Raw genomic sequence first — 20,511 nt, 5'->3', positions numbered from 1 at the left:
AAAAGCTATGTACAAGCATACGAAGCGGTAAACGAATTCATGGAATTTTATAACAAAAGAAGAATTCATTCAAGTTTGAAGTTTATGTCACCAAATGAATTTTATAACCTTCATTTTGGAGAAAATCTAACTAATATTCAAATAAGGGTGTAATTCTAAGAAATTTAGAGAATTTATTGGGTTTTGTCCAAAACCAAGGGGTTAATCCGATTATTCCCCACATTTATTGACACAAATTCATATTATTTGTAGCACTTATTTTAAAACTATTGCTTATTTTTTTAATAATATTATACTATTAATTGTCATGTGACACAAGTGAGACATTTTATTTATAAAAGGAGGTATTTTTTATGAAACCATTATTTATATTTATATGGATTTTCCCTGTTATTTTTATTCTTCATGATTTCGAGGAAATAATAATGATTACTGCTTGGAAGCAACGAAACAAAAAATATATAGAGAGTTTAAAAATCAGGCATATTCCAATTGATTTTAATGCTTCAACTGCAGCGTTTTCAATTGCAGTAGCTGAAGAATTTCTTATAATTTCAATAATTACATTAGTTTCATCTTTAATTAGCAATTACATTGTTTGGTATGGATTTTTTATTGCTTTTACTATTCATTTGTTTATTCATTTATTTCAGTTTTTATTTTTTAAAAAATATGTACCATCAATAATAACCAGCATAATTTTTATTCCTATTTCTTGTTTTATAATATACAAGACTACTATGTTACTGAACTATAATTCTTCAGCTTCATTAGTTTCTATATTAATCTGTACGATAATCATGGTGATAAATGTTTTGTTTTTGCATAAGGTAATGGAAAAATTTGATTTTTGGCTTGAATGCTATTCTAATTCATAATCTCTTACTTTATTCTTTTCACCACGTTCCTCCATAATTGCCACATTTTATTTCTATGAGTAGCCAAATGATATAATAAGTCAAATCGTAGAAAGCAACAGTGAAGATGATTTTAAAGATTTCAAAATTTTTGAACATGTTGAACTTCTAACTTCTCTTCATGCAAAACTGAATTTTGCTGTGGTTATTGAAAATGAAAAAGCAGATTTTGTCTTGTGATTCAATATATTTATTAGTTTCCTTCGTAAAATAGAGTTCTGCTAAAAGGATTTTTGAAGACCTTCGTAAATTTACTATCTGTATTTATCTAAATTCTTTACATATGAACCTGATTCATAGACGGGCTATTTTTGAGTTCTATGAGGCATGTATTTATTAAGTTTTTAAATTCTTCAAAATTGAAATTTACAATAATAAATGATTATTTTTTATATAAAAAACTAATAAGAATTTTTAAATTATTGGTATATTCTGTATATTATCGTGTTGCTAATTCTAATGTATCAAAATTCACTTTACTTATGCTATTCAAGTGATTGGCTCGATATAAATTACTTTAAATCGTAATTATTAGATATTGCTTCAATTTCAGTATGAGCATCATTTTTTGACATAGTTTAATCTTCAAATATTATTTAGTCAAAATTATTCATCTTAAATCCATTTTACTCTTATTAAAATAACAATAGTTAAGTTAGTTCATTAAGATAATATGTCTGTTGTTGACTCAATAAAAGCATTATCCATTCATTATAATTTCTTATACTTATCATAATCTTTTTCATAAATGCAAAAATAAACTTCACTGTAATAACGCTCTCAATAAGAATAAAATCCGCAAGTTTGTTTTGTGAACATATGATATTTATTTTTATGCATCTATAAAAATTCACATAAGAAATAGGTCAAGAAATTTTTCTTGACCCTTACTATATGAATATTATACCCTTGCAAGCCATTCATTCACTATGCTGTTAAATAGTCCTTCCTGCTCTATATGAAGATTATGTCCTGCTCTGTCCAGTACAGCAAAAGTTGCTCTTGTAAAGTTTTCTAATATATTCCAAGCATCCTTATAACCAACACAATTGTCTTGTTTCCCTAACAATATAAGTGCAGGCTTATCGAATTTACTACTTAGCTTATCTACATCGAATGAGAAAGCATATCCATTTTGCTGAAGGCTTTGCAGGAAGCTGCTATTGGCTATATTAACACCAGCCATTATTTCATTTTGATTTCTTTCATAGATTCTTTCACTTTGAACTACCATTGATGAATCAAAATCTTCAGCTTCCTCTGCAGTTAGTTTAGATAACAAAATACTGTCTCTTACTAAAATAACATGCTCAGGGACATTTCGTTTTTTATACTCGGGTATTATAACCGGACAAATTAATACAACCCCATCAACCCTATCTTGCATCTTGTACACTACTCCTCTTGACAGATAACCGCCATATGATTGACCTGCAATCAAAAAATTTTCATTAGGAATAATTTTTTCTATAAAATCAATTACAATGTCAAGCATAGTATCTGAGTTACTAATCCATTCTGCACTCTCTGATTTACCCATACCTGGCAAGTCGATATATATCCTTTTATAACCCTCTTTATCTTGAAATATTGGCTCCATACATCCAGTCATTAACCTATGGTCTGGATAATATCCATGTATCATAACAATTGGCCTTCCTTCACCAATTATCTCATAATTTATTGATATATTTTTTATCTTGCATTCCATTTTTTCACCTTTTTATAGTACATATTTAGCATCACATATAATGATTTTGCTATAGACTAATTTTAATGTTTCTCTACAAAAAGCTAAAGCTAAAAAACATTTTTATATTATTCTTTACATAAAAAACTACCACCCATTACTGCTGAACTGCCCTCTATTTACTTTACAGAGAGCATATCATGTGGTAAGAGTGGTGGCTTCAAATCATTTATTTCTTACATATACAATTTTCTTTATGCTGTCTATAGAGAGAAAAAACTCTTCAGCTAAATCCTTAATTTTATATCCACTTTCATACTTTTTGCGTATTATTTCATTTCTAGCTTGTATGTTAGCTCGACTTCCTGAAATTTCTCCCCACTTTTTTCTCTCTTTCAATTGATATGGAACATAAATATATTCACCCTGAATATATTTTTGAATTTCTTTAACTAAATTATCTGGCAAAATTCTTTCAATTTTTGCACTCTTCATAAAGCTTCTCTCCTTAAATAAATACTGCAAATTAAAGAGACAAAGCCTGCATATATGACCTTTAATTATTAAAGGTTAGTATACTTATTACCTCTGTGCAAACTGTAACCCTCTGTCATTCTACAGGCTTTGCGCAGAATATATTAATTCATTGCGTTCTAAAAGCTGAGATCTCATTTTGTTATCCCCCTATATGTTTTTATTTCATAAATCATACCAAATATCACACAAATTATCAACCAATTTCTTGCTTCCTAATTTATACTTCATATATCAGATTTATAAAGATAATATAGAAGAAAAGTATTTCTAAATAAAAAAATATGTTCCCTCCATAGAAACAGCTTTTATTATTTTAACTGTCTACCATAAAGGGAGCATATCATTTGTAGCTTTGCAATTCCAAAATGTCTAGTTAATTATATAATAGCTATTTTTAATTTACATACCTACTGGTAATCCTGGGATATCTGCCAAGTGATAAATGATAACAATATTTGTTAACAATATTGTTAATGTAAGTATAGTTATTACTGAAAAAACTTTTTTTCCTTTAAAAAACACCTCAATCACATCCTTTTATTTTTTTGAGTATACATTTGACAAAAATCACATATCTCTAGCACAGCTTTCGCGTTTCCTGAAGTTGTAAAGTATCTCAAAATTTCAATCATTAAAGTTGGATCAACACTCTTTACTGAATTCACTAATTCAATAAATTCATTTTCAATATCAACTTCGATTTTTTTGTTGGGGATATGTATTAGCTCTTTTAAAATATCACTAATTACAAAAGAATAGTTATAGGATTTCCCGTAATTTAAAGCTTTATATAGATATGCAATAGCACTATCTACGTCTGCAAGTTGTAAATACCTTCTACTAATTTCTAAATATAGCTGTGGAATAAAAGGAAACATATCAGGTACATTATTTATGTTGTCAAGAATATAGTTTAATGATTTTTTAGCTTCATCAATCCTATTTGATAATATAAATATTTCAGCTTTATTATTTTCATAAATCAATCTGTTTCCGTAATTCTCTCTTGGCATGTAGCTAATTAAAAGCGAGTAAATATTTAAAGATTCGCTATATCTGTTAACATGAAATAGGCAGGAGGCTTTTAATAGTAAAATTTTATTGTATAAGTCACCGAATTTATCTTTAGTGTTTTCATTAACGATACTTTCCAGAGCCTTGATTTTTTCAAGTGCTTTAGTATAGTTCTCCATATAATTATAGTACAGTATACTATTAAATAACAGCATAGATTTATTTACTTCATCAATTTGTGGAAAATGATCTATTGCATATGTACAAACATCAACTCCATCTTGGTATTTGCCCATATAGAAATATACATTGGATAACTTTTTTAAAATAATAATTAAATTTTCGATATTCATGTCCAAATTTATAAGACACCTAACATTCTCAAAATAAAGTGATGATTTATAAAACACCTTATTTTTAGGCTCTGTTTTAAATCAGTGTTGATTTTTACACTGATTTAAAACTTCCTTCAGTTCGGGAGGCTATGTTTTAAAATGTTGATATTATCGTTTAAGTTCTAGAAACTCTTAGGGATTGCGACTTATAATTGGCGTAATTTTGCCCAGGACGGGCAAAGCAATTTTAGCGCCATGGATGGCGCAATAAAATTGGTAGCCAATTATAACAAAGCGGCCCTTAGAGTTTCTTACATGGGTTCTGAAAGAAACCATGCTAGACGAAAAACGCCTTTATCAACATCCTTTTAAAACATAGCCTATTTTTAAAATAGTAATCACCAGCTATATCATATATGGCTATCTTTTTATCTGTATAATCCCATTTAAGCATAAATTTTTCTGCTTCATTTAAAGTATCAGCAAAGGCATTATCATTAGTATTAGCAAGCTGTTTTAGCTCATAAATAAAATTATCTAATATTTTTCTAGCTTGAGTTTTTTCGTCCTCTAATAAATATTCTATGTCCACATCCAAATGAATATTATCTCTTTCTAATATTTCTTTAGCATGAGATAGAATTATTTGAGCAGTAGACCTAGTCAACCCCGCTTTACCATTTTCAATTTGACTTATTAGATTTCTAGTTACATCATTCCCTACAATCTGCTCTTGACGCAACCTATACTTCTCTCTAAATAATCTTAATTTTTCTCCTATTGTGTATACTTTGTAGATTTCCATACAGCGTCACCTCCCCTGAAAAAAATATGTATGTTTTTATAATTATACAAGTTTTTACACAAAATGTTAATATAATATAATTAATGTGTTACGTAACAAAATATTTTTACAATACTAGCTTCTTAAAATTTTCATATGACAATATTAAGATTTTATATAAAATTTATAGAAGATTATTACAGTATTCCATACTAATTTGCATTAAATTTTTATTAATAATCAATAAACAAAATATATTTGATTTCGCTAAATAAAACAGTTATTCTTTGTTTAAATTATATTAGAAACAGAAAAAGAGCTTGCTAAAATCATACGATACAAACAAGCTCGTCATCAAAACTGAGTATACGGTCAATATTTTCAAAATTGCTAATATTGTTTAATTAAATTTAACCATTTTTCAATTCTTCATCTATGATTATTATAAATACTTTTTCATATTCTCAAGAATGACTGAATATGCGTTTGGCCACATATGGACTCCTTCCACAGTAAACTCTGCTTTCAAATTTCCTTCTTCGTCTGTCAAACCTTCATTAACATTTATAAAGTTAAGCCCTAGTTTTAAAGCTAATTCTTTTACTTCCTCATTTACTATCATAATATTCACATTATTACGTGAAGCAAACATGCCTTTCTTGCTTTCTAAATCTAAGCCAAAACTTTCTTTTGCATTTACTGGATAATAGGCCATTACATATACTTCACATTTAGGTAACTTTTCTTTGATTTGATTCAAAATTTCATTATAGTTTTCAAGAAATATTTCTTTTTTACCGTTATCCAGACCACCGCCAATATCATTTGAACCAATATTTATAAATATTTTTGATGGTTCTAAATCAAAAATACATACATCGATTATAGTTAGTAATTCGCTTGTAGTAATACCGCCAACTCCACGATTATAGATTGCGCAGTTTAACTCTAAAGTATATTGCATTTCTTCAATAGGAAATTGCTCCATTAAGGAAGAGCCAACAAATAAGATCTGATTCTTTCTAATATGCTTATTACGCATCTTATATTTCTTTATTAAACCTTTCTTATATTCAAGAAAATTCTTGTGATCCCTTTGTTGTATCGCTTCTTTAATTTCTGGATTTTGCAAAAGTTCTATCATTCTTTTTGTTGTCATAATAATCACTCCCATTTTTTATTTTAAAATTATATTATCCAATTCTATAGCTCCCACTAACCTCTGATTTAGACTACCTCAACGTATTCTCACTGGAATCACGCTCCCCAATGTTGGAACTCGCGTACCACTACGAATGGCCCCCTGATCATATATTCAATAACACATTCAGGCTTTGGTGAATCTATGATTATATCATCAATATTTCCAAATCGTACTAAGCCATGTGGATTTAATTTCATTTTTTTCAATACCTTGCAATTTACTTCCTTGTTTTTATTATAAGCTTGAAATATATATAACGTCTAATATATAATTATATATATTATATATACATTTATATGTATGGAAGGATTAATTATGGAACTATTACAACTTAAATATTTTCAAACCGTTGCTCGCTATGAGCACGTAACACGAGCAGCAGAAGAACTTCATATCCCTCAACCGGCACTTAGTAAAACTATTTCTCTTTTAGAAAAAGAACTCGGAGTTTTATTGTTTGACCGCCGCGGAAAGTATATACATCTAAATCAATATGGTAAAGCTTTTTTAAAAAGAGTAGAACAAGCATTGAATGCCCTAGAGGACGGAAAAAATGAACTTAATGATTTAGCTGGAAAGACATTTGGAGACGTTAAGTTGGCTGTATTAGCTGCTTCTAATCTATTGCCAGAACTCTTAAGTTCCTTTCGCAAGGAATATCCGCACATAAGTTTCAGCCTTATACAGCATTTCCCTGGTTCAATAACTAAACCAGATTTTGACTTATGCATTTCCTCATCCAACATTAAGCTTGAAGGTACTAATAATATTCCTATTGTAAAGGAAGAAATCTTTCTCGCGGTTCCAGTTGAACATCCTCTTGCTAACCGAACAAGTATTCATCTAAGCGAGGTTGCAGGCGATGATTTCATAAGCCTAAAATCTGGTCAGAGCCTTCGGGAAATCACTGATAAGTTTTGCAAGTATGCTGGGTTTAATCCTCATGTTATATTTGAAAGCGACGATCCAGCAACTGTTCGTGGTCTTATTAGAGCAGAGCAGGGTATCGCATTTATACCTTCAATTACATGGGGTGGATCTACAGGAACTTCTATGAAGCTTTTGCATATTGAAGAACCTGTTTGTGAAAGAACCATATCACTCTCATATAATGTAGAACGCTATCTACCACAGGCAGCGCGATTATTTCGTCAGTTCGCAACTGATTATTTTGCTAAGCTTAGTTTAAATGACATCTAAGTGTATAATTAAACTATAAAATATTATTATTTTCTACAAAACCATGACGCAAATGCTCCTTAACCCTCTACAGAGTATATCTGATTTCTGTATTAGCTATTTCATTAAAGGTCTCGCAAGCTTTTCTGATCGGCGTTTTTAAAAATTCACTAAATGCTTGACGCTGTCCCTCTCTAAGATTTTCACCAGAAATAAGTGAAGCCGAGACATTGAGCAGCCATCTCAGTGTTGAAAGCACTTTAAAATAATCAAAATTATTTATTTCCTTTCCCAATATCTCCTTATAGGCAGTCAGCACTTCTTCTGCAAAAGAATCAAGTCCTCCCCTTTCCAACAGACAGATTGTCCATGCAAGATCAAATCTGTAATCACCGATTCCCCATACCCAATCAATAACATAAGGCTGATTTCTCTGGTTTATAATAATATTCCATGGATGATAATCTCGATGAAGAATAGACGGGCTTAAATCAACCACAGTATGCTTCTTATTTTCCAACCACAAATATATTGGTTTTAATTTTTCTATATTATAAATATCTAGTATCTCCTTTATTTCCTCTAATTCGTTATCAATAAGCTTTTCTGATTTCACCTTCGTTTTATCGATCTTTGTAATTGCAATGTCCTTTTTATGTAAATCATATAGTAATCTGCTAAATGTAATAACCATTTCCCTTTTCTGTTCTATCTCCACTTCCTGATATATATCCCAAAACATCTTACCTTTTATTCGTTCCATAACCATGAAGGGATATTTAAATTCATTCATCAAAGTATCGTGTCCAATATATTCCGGTACGTTATAGCCGCTTTTAGATAAAAACTTAAGCGCCTGACATTCTTTTTCAATATCTTCTGCTCCTTTTTTATTTCCTGAATAAATTTTTATAATATAATCTTTCTGTTCTCTATTTATATTATTTTTAACATATATTGAAAATGAATAAATACTTCCTGCCCAGCCAGATTTAAGCTGAATTATATTTTTATCCAGCAATTCATAATTTTGATACACTGTATACATTATTTTTTTAATCATGCCTTTAATATTTTCCATAGATACCTCCCAAATTAATTATTTGACCTATATAGAAATTTAATAGTTTTTCTTAAATTATAAATGCTACTTAATAATATTATACTAAGTCAATTACCAATTTACAAATAAGTATATTTTTGTTATTACTCAAAATAAAAATCTTATAAATCTAGTAAGATCAGTCAGAGTCACACGCTTATCAGCTGGTTTTCCGAACACTAAAGCATAAAAACCCTCTTGCTTTTTACATAAAAAAGTAAGAGGGTTTTTATGCTACTTTTGATTTTTGCACTTCCTAGCAGCTTCCTTGATATTTTTCACAATATATAGTTTTTCGTTGTAGCAACACGCAAGTCTCCACACGCCTTAAATGTTGAAAAAATGCTGCATGAAGCTGGTGAGGCCTTGGAGGCAAGTATATTTCGTCAAAAAAACGTATGATTACATAAGTTTTAAAAATTCCCTTCTATTCGATTAATAGGTAATTATTTTCTTCATTAGCTGGTTCCAGCGTTCTGATTTCAAAAGACTTACATCCCGAAGCAATAAAAGGATCAGCTTTTGCAATATTCGTGGCTTCAGCAAAACTCTCAGCTAAAAAAATTACCATTCCTCCAGGATAATCCGTGAAAGGCCCGCAAAGAACAAGTTTACCTTGTCTCTTCAATTGTTTTAAATGTTCAACGTGGCTCTTTATGAGCTCATCATTGAGAGGCTTTATGTTTTTCATTAAATATACATACATTCTTGTTCAAGCTCCTTTTGATTAATGTTATAATAAAATTTTTTAGCAAATATTACTATTTATGTCCCATATCATCAATAGATTTTAGATTTCTTAATCCGTTCAAAAATACCGTCAAAGCAAAGTTAAGGCTATCCTCCTGTGAATAGTTAATTCTAAAACCTAAGTCCATCTCAATAGATGAAAAGCCATGCAGCATGCTTCGTAAACCTCTTACTGCATGGATACTTTCCTCCTTTGATAGATCATAAGCTCCCAAAAGCTTAATAAATATTTGTACTAGTTGATTACTTAATGAATCAAATTGTGGCTCGTAAGGGTCCGGAGCTTTTGATATTGAACGATATAAGCCAGGGTGCTTATGCACAAATTCTATATACGCTTTTGAAACTGATATGATTGCATCATCACCTGTACATCCTACAGCTGCATGTATCACAGAATCATATAACAGCTGCATGCCGTAATTAGCCATTTTTTGTTTTAAATCCGATAATCCCTGAATGTGGTTGTAAAGTGATGGGGTCTTTATGCCCAGTCTTTTGGAAACATCTGATAATGTAAGTTGTTCATACCCCTCTTCATTACAAATATCAATAGCTACCTCAAGTATTTTTATTAAATTTATTTGAGCTCTTGGTGACATATTTCCTCCTAGCAATTTATTTTTTTACTTTACGTATAGCTTTTTCAAGTTCTAATAATGGTTTATGAAGTAAATTGCCATGGCCAGGTGCAATTACTTCTGGTTCAATCTCAAGTATTTTTTCAGCACTTTTGATTGCTAATGCTTTAGACCAAGTTGCCATTGCTGGAAAAGGAAAGCTCCAATTGATCATACCAGCAATTGCAAGACCTCCCTTAGTCTGCAATGCATCGCCTACAATAAGAATTTTATCTTGTGCACTCCAATAAGAGGTCGTTCCTGGCGTATGTCCCGGTGTCCATATTGCTGTCAAAGAACCAATTTGATCTCCATGTCCAATTGTTTCATCACAGATAGGAATTACTTTTTTAGAGTAACCACCTTTTAGTGGTAAATTTGGTTCATCTGGATCAAGTGAAAAATCGCCATTCATAAATCGACTTTCTCTTTCGGGCACAATTACTTTAGCATTTGGAAGTGCTTCTTTAAGCATTGACAATCCTCCAATATGATCAGTATGGCAATGTGTAAGCAAAATTCTTGTGATAGGTTTGCTTAAGCTATCTGAAAATCTAAGAATCTTTGGTACCATCATAGACAACCCAGTATCGATGAGTGTTAGTGTTTTTTCTTCTTCAATTACGTAAACATTGACCGGAAAAAAATTCGGCATAATGGTAAGTTGATATAGTGATTTGTAATTTACAATTCTCATACATTTTCACTTCCCTTCACTTTAATAACGAACAAAACTAACTATATAAGTATAATAACTAATATAATTAGTCTTGTCAATTCTTATTAGGGATTTTTCGTATTTAATAAAGAGGTTTTTTTCTCCATCAACAAAAACAAATGCGCAAAACCTATCTTCAGATTTTACTATTATATAGTGTCAAGGTTGTGTGTTATTACATGATGATGCAAGTCTTGCGCTTTCAAGTAACTCAGTTATTTTTTCATTTTCAACTTGCTTATTTATATATTTTCTTATGCTTTTACACATTTCAATTTCTTTAATCATTTAATAGTGTACCTTTCAAGATTATTTTATCAACTATATTAGCAATTTCTTCAGGTGATTTTTGGGCTCCATCATGTATCCATTTCACAAGAGTATTAAAGAAGCCCCCAGCACTAAAAGTTAATATGTATTCTAACATATTACTATTCTCAAGTTCTTCATTATTACCTATAAGCTCTCCATGAAGAACAGGTAAGTACTCATTATATTTTTGCAATATCATAAATAACAAATTATTTTTCTCCATTATAGCTAAAAACTCTAAATGTTTATTCCAAAAAGTAAAATAAACTTTTGCAACATTATGCACTTTTAATATTATTTCTTCCTGTAACAATTCCTTATACTCACAGCATAATTTTTGTATGTACATGTTTAAGATGTCTTCCTTAGTCTCAAAATTACGATAAAATGTACGTCTCGTTAATTGAGCACGTAAAGCTATTTCTGTTATTGTTATTTCGTTATAATGTTTCTCTGATAATAACTCCAATAATGCATTCATTAACCATTCTTTAGACTGAATTGATAATGGATTAATTCTGTTTTTCTTTTCCATGATTATTCCCCACATTTATTGACACAAATTCATATTATTTGTAGCACTTTAAAACTATTGCTTATTTTTTTAATAATATTATACTATTAATTGTCATGTGACACAAGTGAGACATTTTATTTATAAAAGGAGGTATTTTTTATGAAACCATTATTTATATTTATATTTATATGGATTTTCCCTGTTATTTTTATTCTTCATGATTTCGAGGAAATAATAATGATTACTGCTTGGAAGCAACGAAACAAAAAATATATAGAAAGCTTAAAAATCAAGCATATTCCAATTGATTTTATTGATTCACTTGTAGAAATTAAAAGGGAAATTGCCGTACAACAAAAAGTGATATATCGTTAAGAATCATTAAATATTAAAAAATTTGGTTACATATAGGGATACGGCAACGATTCGTGTAAAAAAGACCTCTTAGCATATTCCAGTGAAAAAAACAAGCCATATATGAAAATTTTTCTAAAAGATTGTTTGTTATTGAGTTAAATTATATTATACAGGGTATCTGTAATAATGGAACAGAAACGGCAATAAAAAATACAGAAATTACCAATCAAAATATTTTCTATTGCCTTCCTTATTTGTTACCATGTTAGTTCAAGTTCATCACAATGAGCATCACCTTTTAATTCATTACTTACTATTTTCAGCGTAATACTTTATAGCTTCTCCGATAAATTTAGACGCGCCATTCTCATATATCTTATCTGTAGTATTCGTACCTTTATTGGCACTTGATAAATAAACATCAGCCATACCTGAGATAAAGCACTTATTATGCAACTCTGTATCCGTGTAATAAAATTCATAATTTTTTAGAGTTATAAAATGGCCTTGAAGGCGTTAAAAATATTTCAATGCCTGAACCTTAAACTTGTATTAATGGTTTATAATTTTTTATATACAGATTTTCCTCCATAGTAAACTTCAGCAATGTTAGACATGCTTGCTATATCCTTAAGAGGATCTCCTTCAACAATCAAAAGATCAGCAATTAGTCCTTCTTTTATCAGGCCTATTTTATCCGACATACCAAGTACCTCAGCACTAGCTGAGGTAGCAGCCTTGATGGCCTCAAGCGGTTCCATTCCATAATTCACCATATATTTCATTTCTAACGCCACTGGAGTAATAGGTGCACCATCAGCAACCAAATCCGTACCTGCTATGGTCTTAACACCTGTTTTTATAAGTTTTCCAAAGTTATCCCTATAAGCTTCAGCTGCACTTTTATAGTATTCATAATCTTTTATTGCACCATCAACCATAACATTTCCAGTTGCGCCTTTACCTGCATAAGCTTTTAGATATTCATAAATTCCTGTATATGCAATTATTGTCGGAACCCATACAATATTTTTCTCTTTCATTTGCTGTGCCTGATCCACTGTTAAATATGTACCATGCTCGATTGTATCAAATCCTGCATCAATACACATTTGTATGGATGGCTGAGTTCCAGAATGAACAGCAATTTTTACACCTACTCTATGAGCTTCATCAACAGCAACGTTAAGTTCTTCTTGAGTGAACTCTGGTGTATTAGATCTATGACTTGATAGAATCTTAATCCATTGAGCTCCATTTTTTATCTGCTCACGTACTGTTTTTCTAATCTCCCAAGGACCATTAACTTCCTTTATACCACCCTTTAACTGCCAGCCATGTCCCCCAGTCATGCATATTCCAGCACCTGAATCAATTATACGCGGTATTTGTATAAAACCTCTTGAAGCTGCCTTTTTCATGGATATGCATAAATGTTCTGGAGAAGCTACGTCTCTTATTGTTGTAACACCTGCCTTAAAGGTGCTTTGTGAGTTCTTTAAAGCCATGTAGGCAATCATAAAATCGTTATATTCACTATAGTCCGGCTTTGTCCACCAATAACCAATATGAACATGCATGTCTATAAGACCTGGAAGCAATGTGGCATCCTTATATTCCTGTACGCATTCCTGTGGATATAATTTCTTAAGTTGCTCTGCGCTACCAATTTTACCTATTAAGCCTTTCTCATCAATAAAAATCGCTGTGTTATTTAATACTGTTGCTCCATCCCCTGTAATAATTTTATCAACTTCAATAATCAATTTCATTCCTCCCTTAGAATTAATAAAGTAATCAGTGTGCATATATACAAATTTAATATCACGCACATCTGCTTTAAGCTCCTCATTTACTTACCACCTATATTAGTCCATGATTTCATTATGCAAAAGCTCATACATTAACCTTTCAAGTCTCTTTAATTCCTTAACGGTTGTTTCATCGAAATTCATGTGATTATTTTCTTCATTTATTTCATTCATTAATCTGATAAAATTCAAAAGTTTGAAATCAATACATTGTTCCCCTTCCATTTTGGAGTAAATATACATAGGTCTGATTTTAAGATCGGATATTACAGTTAATTCTTTACCGTCTATTCTTCCCTTGGATATATTCAATCGGACTATATTATTCAGACGCGAATTAGGAATATGTTCGTGGCAGGAAATAAGATCACCTAGTGCATAAATAATTAGCCCCTGTTTTGTGATTCCGGAGTATGGATCAAGAAAAGCATACTTCTCCATTGGCTGAATGCCATGTGGGTGATTTCCTATAATGATATCTATCCCTAATGAAATCAGTTTATGCCCCATATCAATTACATTTTGGATTGGATATGACTCAAATTCCAGACTCCAATGAATACAGGCAATAACAATATCTGCCTGCCGCTCTGTTTTTGCCGCATGCACATGATTTTTTATCAATGAAATATCACAATCCGGACGATTAAGTCTTATGTAATTTACAAGGTAGTCTTTATCCTCGGGCACCGGTTTCCCATTGGTAGAAAATGTATACGAGAGAAAAGCAATACGAATCTCGTTTTTCGTGACAAGCTGAAAGTCATCCCTCTGCTGCTTGGTACTTGCGGTGCCCACATGAGAACAGCCCTTTTTATCCAGAAATTCAAGTGTTTCTAATAATCCTGCTTCACCCATATCAAAACAATGATTATTGGCCGTTGAAAAGAAATTAATTCCTTTGCCTTCTCTATAAAAAAGGTCAAAAGCCTCTGGTGTATTATTAAGAGCAGGAGCTTTAAGTATATTCTTAGGAACAAAGCTCGCTGAGATTGAAGGAACTATCGGTGTTTCTAAGTTAGCACAGCAAATATCGGAATTAAACAGAAAATCCTCAGCTTCATCCCATAATTTCGAAGTGTTATCTGTCCGTATATGATGAGAAGCCAGAATATCTCCCCCCGCAGTAAACGTGAGCCTGGAGGTTTCTTCAAAGCCCTTCAATAAAGAGAATTTTAAATCCTGATTTTTAAAATATTCTTCAATGCGCTTTCCTTTCTCTGCTTTTTCAATTGGATTGAAAAAATATTTATACCCCCACCAAAGCTTTTCACCAAAGCTCATAAATTCTGCATTGCCCTCAGTTTCATGAGAGTATTTGAACTTTTCCTTATGAAGTAGCCAGTTAATCCGGCATATTAACTTTAATAATACAGCTGACATATGTTCCTCCTTAGTTTTAGATATCATTAAGTAATTTATCCACTTGAGATAACTTTGCTATCTTGGGATTATCAATTAATAATTCACCGCGCATTACCATATCAACTTCTGATAAAGCCCGTAAATCAGTTAATGGATTATTTTTTATAACAATCATGTCCGAAGCTTTCCCTAATTCCAGAGTACCAGTCAAATGATCAATTCCAAGAATTTTGGCATTATGGCGGGTGGCATTATGTATGGCTGCCTCCGGTGACATTCCAGCATATTTCACAGTATAGTCAAGCTCCCGCCATGTATTGTATTGTGTAACAAACGGACAGGAAGAATCTGTACCAAGTCCCGTCAAGATACCTGCCTCAGTTGCCTGAACTAATCCTTTAGCCATTCCCTCGAATACAATCTTGGCATTTTCAACGTTGACAGAATTCATAAGAGTGTCCTCAGGCTTAAGCTTGCATATCGTAACTGCTGGATATAGTGTTGGTATCAAACTGGAATATCCACGAAGAGACTTAGGATTGTCTAAGAAAAGTTCTATCATTTTCTGATCAAGTACACTGCCATGTTCAATGGTATCCGCACCTCCCAGCAGGGCTGTCCTTACGCCCTCGGTGCTTTCGGCATGAGCAGCTACTAGAAAACCCATTTTATGTGCTTCTTCACACACAGCGGAAACCTCCTCCAGTGTCATTTCCAGACGACCGGCTTGACCTACCATTCGACTATCAATTACTCCGCCAGTAACACATATTTTTATAAAGTCAACCTGCTCACTTACATTCTTACGTACAAACTTTCTAGCCTCCCACGGAGAATCTGAGATATGAGCAAAGCTTCCCGCACCATGCCCACCGGTAACAGAAATAGCAGGTCCTGATACAATGAGTCTTGGTCCCTGAATCTTTTCAGAATCGATCAGATCTCTAAGTCTAATATCTGAATATAATAAGTCACCAACGGCTCTGATGGTTGTTACTCCTGAATTAAATGCAGTTAGAGCATGCTTTTTCACCATCTGGTTAAGTATTTTCCGACCAATCTTTGTGTTTATCATGCGGGCAATTCTCTTTTGTGATTTGCCTCCACTTAGAGCTTTCATCGGCTTTCCACTGCCGAACAAATGCACATGAGCATTAATCAATCCAGGCATAACATATTTATCAGTAATATCCAGAATTGTATAACCTGCGGGTACTTTCACTTCAGAAGATTTCCCAATTTGCTTAATTGTACCGTGCTCTACCAACATAGTCATATTTTCCTTATAACCAGAATTAATACCATCGATAATCCGACAATTTGTTAATGCATAATCTGACATAATGATATCTCCTTTTCATAAATTTATATTATTTTTAATTACACATTTGATTTATCCATAGCTATTGACTTTATTTGCTTTAGCGGATAGTATTATAAATAATTTGGGGAAGTTCGTTTTTGGAGGAAATAACATGAATATTATAAAGCTGAAACAAATCAGAAAATCTAAGGGTTATACACTATCAGACCTTAGCGGCATAATCGGCTGCACTTCCAGTTACCTGTCACAGTTGGAACGTGGTCTCAAGCAGCCATCACTTGATATGCTCAGGCGCATAAGTAATTGTCTTAATGTTACAGTATTTGATCTTTTATCGGAAAATGAATCCAATAATATCTGTGTAGAGAATACTGCTGATAAAAAGTATGATATCATCCGTCATAACAACAGAAAAAAATTTATTATGCCGGAGATTCTCACCGAATATGAATTCATAACACCCTATTCTGCAGATGAAAATGATAACTCCCGTATCGTCGGAATGTATATCACATTAATGCCGGGAAAATGGTCGTGTGAAAAATTAATTTCATTAGACTTCGATTTTAGTATTTTCATCATTCAAGGAACAGTTACCACCTTCATAAGGGAAGATGCGTTTACTCTTGACAAGTGGGACAGTATATATATATATTCAGGAACACAACACAACTTTTATAATGCAGGGGATACAGAGTTAATTATGATTGGATATGGTATACATAAAAATCCGGACATAAAGCATAAGCCTGTAAACCAATAATTTTGGTTAAATTTAATGTTGAATTAAAAAAATTAACTCACAGTTAATTAACTATGAGTTAATTTTAATCCATTGATTTTCCTTTGTCAATAAAAATGCACCATCTTCAATCCTTATAACACACCCCAAATAACCTTACATTCTGAGCAAAATCTACTCAAATAGCTCTGGATTACTGGATGCAAGCAGTTGCTCTCATCTATTTAGAATCTTACTTTAATTCTAATTTTAAAATCGGACGAAAAGCTGGTTAATTTATTTTTAGAATTGGACTTATCCTAAAACAAGTATCCGCCTAATTAAGTTTTGAGATACTGGTAAATAGGCTTATTATTTTTTGAAGATGCCTTAAAACCATGCTTCACTTAAAAGCTTTATTGCAGGTTCTATTTATTCTATTGGAATAACCTTGCAGGAAATAAGGAGCCAAAGATTTTTGCCTATAGAATTAAACATCTTAAATATCTGAGGATTGGTAATTATCCAAGCTAAGTGATTAATTTTTTCATTGCTTAACAGCTTTTCTTCATATTCAGAAGAAAAATAAATATCTAGCTTATTTCCTGTTAACTCATAAATAAAGAAATTCTCTAACATGTCCATCTCAACCACTCTATTTAAAGTGAATATATCCGGTGCTATAATATTCCTAATAATTTCTATTATAGGTATAGTATACATTAGTTGAAACAATTTCTTCTTTCCACCAAGTACTTGCATTTGAAATATTTTACTCTGAAAACATTGTTTCTTCGATAATTGTCCAGACAGCTTTCCCGTTTCAAATGATCCATTCTCAACTTCCTTATTTACAGCATTCTCAGCTTTAACAGTGAAACTTATTCTTAATGAAACTATAACTCCTAAAACTAACAATAAACTCCTTTTTGATAATAAATGTACTACATTTTTTCCCTCAATAAACAGATTTTAATGTCCATAGTTCAATATTAAATAAAATATCATTTTCGTTCCCAATTAGTTTTAACTTTCTGTTATTATCTTTTGTGTAATTTCTTAATGTAATTGACTTAAGGCTATTTAGATAGACTTCTATCATTGAATGATCCAAAAAATATTCAATTTCCACAATGCTATATTTTATGTCTACTTTATCTATATTACCTCTCATTTTGCTTATTATAGAAGAATCACTGCCTCGCTTCGCTGCAAATATACTATTCCTCCTATTATAAAAAACTTCTAAACTATCATCACCATACATGGTTGATAAACCTATATAATCTAAGTTAGTAGTTATTTTAGCATAAAGCATATTGCTCGTGATATCTTTTAATAATTCATTAAGCTCTTTGATTGATATATTCTTTTTGTCAAGTATCCTGTTTTGTTTTAATGTATAAATTTCTTTGATTGGTTTAATACATAGCTCATTATTCTCACAGTATAATTCAATAGGCAAACCACCATTGTGAGCCCAACCCGAATTAAATTCTTCCTCAAAGTTTCGCTTACCTTGAGCGATTGTAAAAACTACACTTCTTCCATCTGGTGTTACAAAACCACTTGGACCAGTAAAAGTTCCGTTGCCTAAATCAATCAGTTTAGCTTTTTCATGATATCTTATAAATTTCTTATTAATACAATCCCACTTACCTGTCCAATAATACGTCTCAACATTCGAATTTTCTACTTGGCAAGCGCATATAAGCAAAATATGATGAATAGTCTTACCTTCTTCATTTTTTATAGGAAGTAGCACGGGTAATTCCCATACATGACCTACCTCTTCATTCAATTTATAGTCGTAGTCCATCAGAAAACCATGATTAACCCAATGAGTTAAATCTTGAGAACTATATACTAAAGCATTACCCCCTCCATTATTATTATCACCTGTGCCTACTAACATATAATAAACATTATCCTGTAACCATACAAAAGGATCTCTAAATTCGCCTATCCATCCATCATTTTCAGTTTGTTCTACAATAAGCTTTTCTTCCTTATTCCATTTCTCTAATTTAGCACTTACTGAAATATCAGCACGAGCCATAGCAATTCCCTGATTTGGAAATTTGTTATTGTTACCTGCAGTATAGAAAATAGCTGGTAATCCCGACTTGTCAATACAGCTACTTCCTGACCAACATCCATCTGGATCAAGATTATTATTTTCTGTTTCTAAAGCTAATTTCAATGCTTCCCAATGAACCATATCTTTACTAATCATATGTCCCCATTGAATATTGTCCCATAAAGGTGCATGTGGGTTAGCCTGGTAAAAAATATGATAATAACCATCATAATATAAAGGTCCATGAGGTTCATTCATCCATTTTTCAGGAGAAATCAAATGATACTTTGGTCTTTGATTATCATTAACATAATCATCTCTATCTAAATAATCTCTTATAATCTCACCGTTTAAAGAATACGAATTATATTCTTTTAATACTTCATTACTATATAAAGCGGTGTCAATAATTTTTATACTTTCAATATATCCATTAAAAACTCCTGTTTTGTTATCTTCAAAGTTTTTATTATAATCTATATACTTACCAATAAAACATTTATTTTCACCATATTTAATGATTGTATGTCTTGGAAACTGCTTTCTATTAGACATTTTTCCGTTGACATATAAGTCGCACCATCCAGCAGAACTATTAAAAACTACAGTTATTAGATTCCATTTTCGATTAATAATTTGATAATTGATTGATTCACATTCATAAATTTCTTTTCCATCTCCAAAGCCAAAACTCACGAACCCAAGTTTTCTTACTGCTATATAGAATCCAAGCTTTTTTATATAATTAAACTTTGAAATTATTCCACTTTTTGCTGTTTCAAAGCTCATAGGAGCAAGCAAAATAGAAATTGTAAAATCCTTCAAAGAATAAAGTGAATTAACATTTCCGCTAAACCAAGTAGAATATCCATCAAACAAAAAAGCATTATCATCACTAAATTTTAGATGCCTATTTGGAAATTTTTCACCATTGTTAATGGTAAACCTATCCTTCAAGTCTAAGCCACCTAATGCTACTAAATTCTTATTTTCATACGATCCAAATTTCAAGTCTATAACAGCCATATCTTTTTCCTTCCAAAACTTTATTTACTTTGATGATACAATATTTTTATTTACTAAATTGATATACTGTATAAAATATAATACTACAAAAACTTATAGTCATTGTAATTATACGTAGTCAAATAAAATTGTGAGCACTTTACAATAC

General features: G+C 31.4%; 21 protein-coding genes and 1 pseudogene. 5 read left to right on the top strand and 17 right to left on the bottom strand.

Annotated features, from left to right (window positions below):
- Together IAI10_RS24715 and IAI10_RS21600 are read left to right on the top strand one after the other, a co-directional pair.
- A partial coding sequence (locus IAI10_RS24715; protein ID WP_396334415.1) for an IS3 family transposase occupies positions 1 to 153 on the top strand: 153 nt, incomplete at its 5' end.
- A 200-nt stretch (positions 154 to 353) separates the two neighbouring features.
- On the top strand, positions 354 to 878 hold the full coding sequence (locus IAI10_RS21600) for an HXXEE domain-containing protein (protein WP_315675389.1): 525 nt from the start codon (positions 354 to 356) through the stop codon (positions 876 to 878).
- Positions 879 to 1,818: 940 nt separating this feature from the next.
- On the opposite strand, the gene IAI10_RS21595 is transcribed toward IAI10_RS21600, so the two are convergent.
- From IAI10_RS21595 to IAI10_RS21575, 5 genes are all read right to left on the bottom strand, one after another.
- Positions 1,819 to 2,628, bottom strand: coding sequence for an alpha/beta hydrolase (locus IAI10_RS21595; protein ID WP_315675388.1), 810 nt, complete (start codon positions 2,626 to 2,628; stop codon positions 1,819 to 1,821).
- A 204-nt stretch (positions 2,629 to 2,832) separates the two neighbouring features.
- Positions 2,833 to 3,102, bottom strand: coding sequence for a CD3324 family protein (locus tag IAI10_RS21590; RefSeq protein ID WP_315675387.1), 270 nt, complete (start codon positions 3,100 to 3,102; stop codon positions 2,833 to 2,835).
- Between the two features lie 569 nt (positions 3,103 to 3,671).
- Positions 3,672 to 4,517, bottom strand: coding sequence for a hypothetical protein (locus IAI10_RS21585; protein ID WP_315675386.1), 846 nt, complete (start codon positions 4,515 to 4,517; stop codon positions 3,672 to 3,674).
- A 313-nt stretch (positions 4,518 to 4,830) separates the two neighbouring features.
- Positions 4,831 to 5,298: a helix-turn-helix transcriptional regulator gene (locus IAI10_RS21580; protein WP_315675385.1), complete on the bottom strand. Its 468-nt coding sequence runs from the start codon at positions 5,296 to 5,298 to the stop codon at positions 4,831 to 4,833.
- A gap of 421 nt (positions 5,299 to 5,719) precedes the next feature.
- Complete coding sequence (locus tag IAI10_RS21575; protein ID WP_315675384.1) at positions 5,720 to 6,436, bottom strand: GDSL-type esterase/lipase family protein; 717 nt, start codon at positions 6,434 to 6,436, stop codon at positions 5,720 to 5,722.
- 360 nt (positions 6,437 to 6,796) lie between these two features.
- On the opposite strand from IAI10_RS21575, the gene IAI10_RS21570 reads away from it, so the two are divergent.
- The gene (locus IAI10_RS21570) at positions 6,797 to 7,681 is read left to right on the top strand and encodes a LysR family transcriptional regulator (protein ID WP_315675383.1); all 885 of its coding nucleotides are present in this window, start codon (positions 6,797 to 6,799) and stop codon (positions 7,679 to 7,681) included.
- A 67-nt stretch (positions 7,682 to 7,748) separates the two neighbouring features.
- Here IAI10_RS21570 and IAI10_RS21565 read toward each other — a convergent pair whose 3' ends face one another.
- The 6 genes and pseudogenes from IAI10_RS21565 to IAI10_RS21540 form a co-directional block, all read right to left on the bottom strand.
- A complete protein-coding gene (locus IAI10_RS21565; protein WP_315675382.1) occupies positions 7,749 to 8,741 on the bottom strand; it encodes an aminoglycoside phosphotransferase family protein in 993 nt (330 codons plus the stop codon).
- Positions 8,742 to 9,189: 448 nt separating this feature from the next.
- Positions 9,190 to 9,468, bottom strand: coding sequence for a YciI family protein (locus IAI10_RS21560; protein WP_315675381.1), 279 nt, complete (start codon positions 9,466 to 9,468; stop codon positions 9,190 to 9,192).
- A 55-nt stretch (positions 9,469 to 9,523) separates the two neighbouring features.
- The gene (locus tag IAI10_RS21555; protein WP_315675380.1) at positions 9,524 to 10,114 is read right to left on the bottom strand and encodes a TetR/AcrR family transcriptional regulator; all 591 of its coding nucleotides are present in this window, start codon (positions 10,112 to 10,114) and stop codon (positions 9,524 to 9,526) included.
- A gap of 16 nt (positions 10,115 to 10,130) precedes the next feature.
- Positions 10,131 to 10,829, bottom strand: coding sequence for an MBL fold metallo-hydrolase (locus tag IAI10_RS21550; RefSeq protein ID WP_315675379.1), 699 nt, complete (start codon positions 10,827 to 10,829; stop codon positions 10,131 to 10,133).
- Between the two features lie 183 nt (positions 10,830 to 11,012).
- Positions 11,013 to 11,138: pseudogene (locus IAI10_RS21545) on the bottom strand (nitroreductase); the annotation flags it as partial.
- Positions 11,131 to 11,697 (bottom strand): TetR/AcrR family transcriptional regulator, encoded by a 567-nt coding sequence (locus IAI10_RS21540; RefSeq protein WP_315675378.1) that lies wholly within the window; start codon positions 11,695 to 11,697, stop codon positions 11,131 to 11,133. The pseudogene IAI10_RS21545 and the gene IAI10_RS21540, both read right to left, overlap by 8 nt.
- A 141-nt stretch (positions 11,698 to 11,838) precedes the next feature.
- Here IAI10_RS21540 and IAI10_RS21535 point away from each other — a divergent pair, with 141 nt between their 5' ends.
- Positions 11,839 to 12,054, top strand: a complete 216-nt coding sequence (locus IAI10_RS21535; protein ID WP_315675377.1) for an HXXEE domain-containing protein — start codon at positions 11,839 to 11,841, stop codon at positions 12,052 to 12,054.
- Between the two features lie 288 nt (positions 12,055 to 12,342).
- Here IAI10_RS21535 and IAI10_RS21530 read toward each other — a convergent pair whose 3' ends face one another.
- The 4 genes from IAI10_RS21530 to IAI10_RS21515 all read right to left on the bottom strand — a co-directional run bounded on the left by IAI10_RS21530 (position 12,343) and on the right by IAI10_RS21515 (position 16,554).
- Positions 12,343 to 12,465, bottom strand: coding sequence for a hypothetical protein (locus IAI10_RS21530; protein ID WP_315675376.1), 123 nt, complete (start codon positions 12,463 to 12,465; stop codon positions 12,343 to 12,345).
- 131 nt (positions 12,466 to 12,596) lie between these two features.
- Complete coding sequence (locus IAI10_RS21525) at positions 12,597 to 13,802, bottom strand: amidohydrolase family protein (protein ID WP_315675375.1); 1,206 nt, start codon at positions 13,800 to 13,802, stop codon at positions 12,597 to 12,599.
- Between the two features lie 102 nt (positions 13,803 to 13,904).
- The gene (locus tag IAI10_RS21520; RefSeq protein WP_315675374.1) at positions 13,905 to 15,230 is read right to left on the bottom strand and encodes a CapA family protein; all 1,326 of its coding nucleotides are present in this window, start codon (positions 15,228 to 15,230) and stop codon (positions 13,905 to 13,907) included.
- Between the two features lie 16 nt (positions 15,231 to 15,246).
- Complete coding sequence (locus IAI10_RS21515) at positions 15,247 to 16,554, bottom strand: amidohydrolase family protein (RefSeq protein ID WP_315675373.1); 1,308 nt, start codon at positions 16,552 to 16,554, stop codon at positions 15,247 to 15,249.
- A 103-nt stretch (positions 16,555 to 16,657) separates the two neighbouring features.
- Between IAI10_RS21515 and IAI10_RS21510 the strand changes: the two genes are divergently transcribed.
- Positions 16,658 to 17,299 (top strand): helix-turn-helix domain-containing protein, encoded by a 642-nt coding sequence (locus IAI10_RS21510; protein ID WP_315675372.1) that lies wholly within the window; start codon positions 16,658 to 16,660, stop codon positions 17,297 to 17,299.
- Positions 17,300 to 17,689: 390 nt separating this feature from the next.
- Here the strand turns inward: IAI10_RS21510 and IAI10_RS21505 are convergent, their stop codons facing one another.
- Both IAI10_RS21505 and IAI10_RS21500 read right to left on the bottom strand, forming a co-directional pair.
- Positions 17,690 to 18,175 carry a hypothetical protein gene (locus IAI10_RS21505; RefSeq protein WP_315675371.1) on the bottom strand — a complete coding sequence of 162 codons (486 nt, stop codon included), beginning with the start codon at positions 18,173 to 18,175 and terminating at the stop codon, positions 17,690 to 17,692.
- Positions 18,176 to 18,215: 40 nt separating this feature from the next.
- Entirely contained in the window at positions 18,216 to 20,363 is a 2,148-nt protein-coding gene (locus IAI10_RS21500) for a LamG-like jellyroll fold domain-containing protein (RefSeq protein WP_315675370.1), read from the bottom strand.
- Positions 20,364 to 20,511 lie beyond the last annotated feature (148 nt).

Source organism: Clostridium sp. 19966, assembly GCF_032335695.1.
Lineage (GTDB): Bacteria > Bacillota > Clostridia > Clostridiales > Clostridiaceae > JACTOJ01.
This window is presented reverse-complemented; position numbering and strand designations above follow the sequence as displayed.

Excerpts from the sequence above, each read along its gene's own strand:
- IAI10_RS21595 (WP_315675388.1), bottom strand. The coding sequence starts at position 2,628 with ATGGAATGCAAGATAAAAAATATATCAATAAATTATGAGATAATTGGT.
- IAI10_RS21580 (WP_315675385.1), bottom strand. The coding sequence starts at position 5,298 with ATGGAAATCTACAAAGTATACACAATAGGAGAAAAATTAAGATTATTT.
- IAI10_RS21570 (WP_315675383.1), top strand. The coding sequence starts at position 6,797 with ATGGAACTATTACAACTTAAATATTTTCAAACCGTTGCTCGCTATGAG.
- IAI10_RS21600 (WP_315675389.1), top strand. The coding sequence starts at position 354 with ATGAAACCATTATTTATATTTATATGGATTTTCCCTGTTATTTTTATT.
- IAI10_RS21555 (WP_315675380.1), bottom strand. The coding sequence starts at position 10,114 with ATGTCACCAAGAGCTCAAATAAATTTAATAAAAATACTTGAGGTAGCT.
- IAI10_RS21515 (WP_315675373.1), bottom strand. The coding sequence starts at position 16,554 with ATGTCAGATTATGCATTAACAAATTGTCGGATTATCGATGGTATTAAT.
- IAI10_RS21535 (WP_315675377.1), top strand. The coding sequence starts at position 11,839 with ATGAAACCATTATTTATATTTATATTTATATGGATTTTCCCTGTTATT.
- IAI10_RS21540 (WP_315675378.1), bottom strand. The coding sequence starts at position 11,697 with ATGGAAAAGAAAAACAGAATTAATCCATTATCAATTCAGTCTAAAGAA.
- IAI10_RS21530 (WP_315675376.1), bottom strand. The coding sequence starts at position 12,465 with ATGGCTGATGTTTATTTATCAAGTGCCAATAAAGGTACGAATACTACA.
- IAI10_RS21575 (WP_315675384.1), bottom strand. The coding sequence starts at position 6,436 with ATGACAACAAAAAGAATGATAGAACTTTTGCAAAATCCAGAAATTAAA.
- IAI10_RS21550 (WP_315675379.1), bottom strand. The coding sequence starts at position 10,829 with ATGAGAATTGTAAATTACAAATCACTATATCAACTTACCATTATGCCG.
- IAI10_RS21520 (WP_315675374.1), bottom strand. The coding sequence starts at position 15,230 with ATGTCAGCTGTATTATTAAAGTTAATATGCCGGATTAACTGGCTACTT.
- IAI10_RS21590 (WP_315675387.1), bottom strand. The coding sequence starts at position 3,102 with ATGAAGAGTGCAAAAATTGAAAGAATTTTGCCAGATAATTTAGTTAAA.
- IAI10_RS21500 (WP_315675370.1), bottom strand. The coding sequence starts at position 20,363 with ATGGCTGTTATAGACTTGAAATTTGGATCGTATGAAAATAAGAATTTA.
- IAI10_RS21560 (WP_315675381.1), bottom strand. The coding sequence starts at position 9,468 with ATGTATGTATATTTAATGAAAAACATAAAGCCTCTCAATGATGAGCTC.
- IAI10_RS21565 (WP_315675382.1), bottom strand. The coding sequence starts at position 8,741 with ATGGAAAATATTAAAGGCATGATTAAAAAAATAATGTATACAGTGTAT.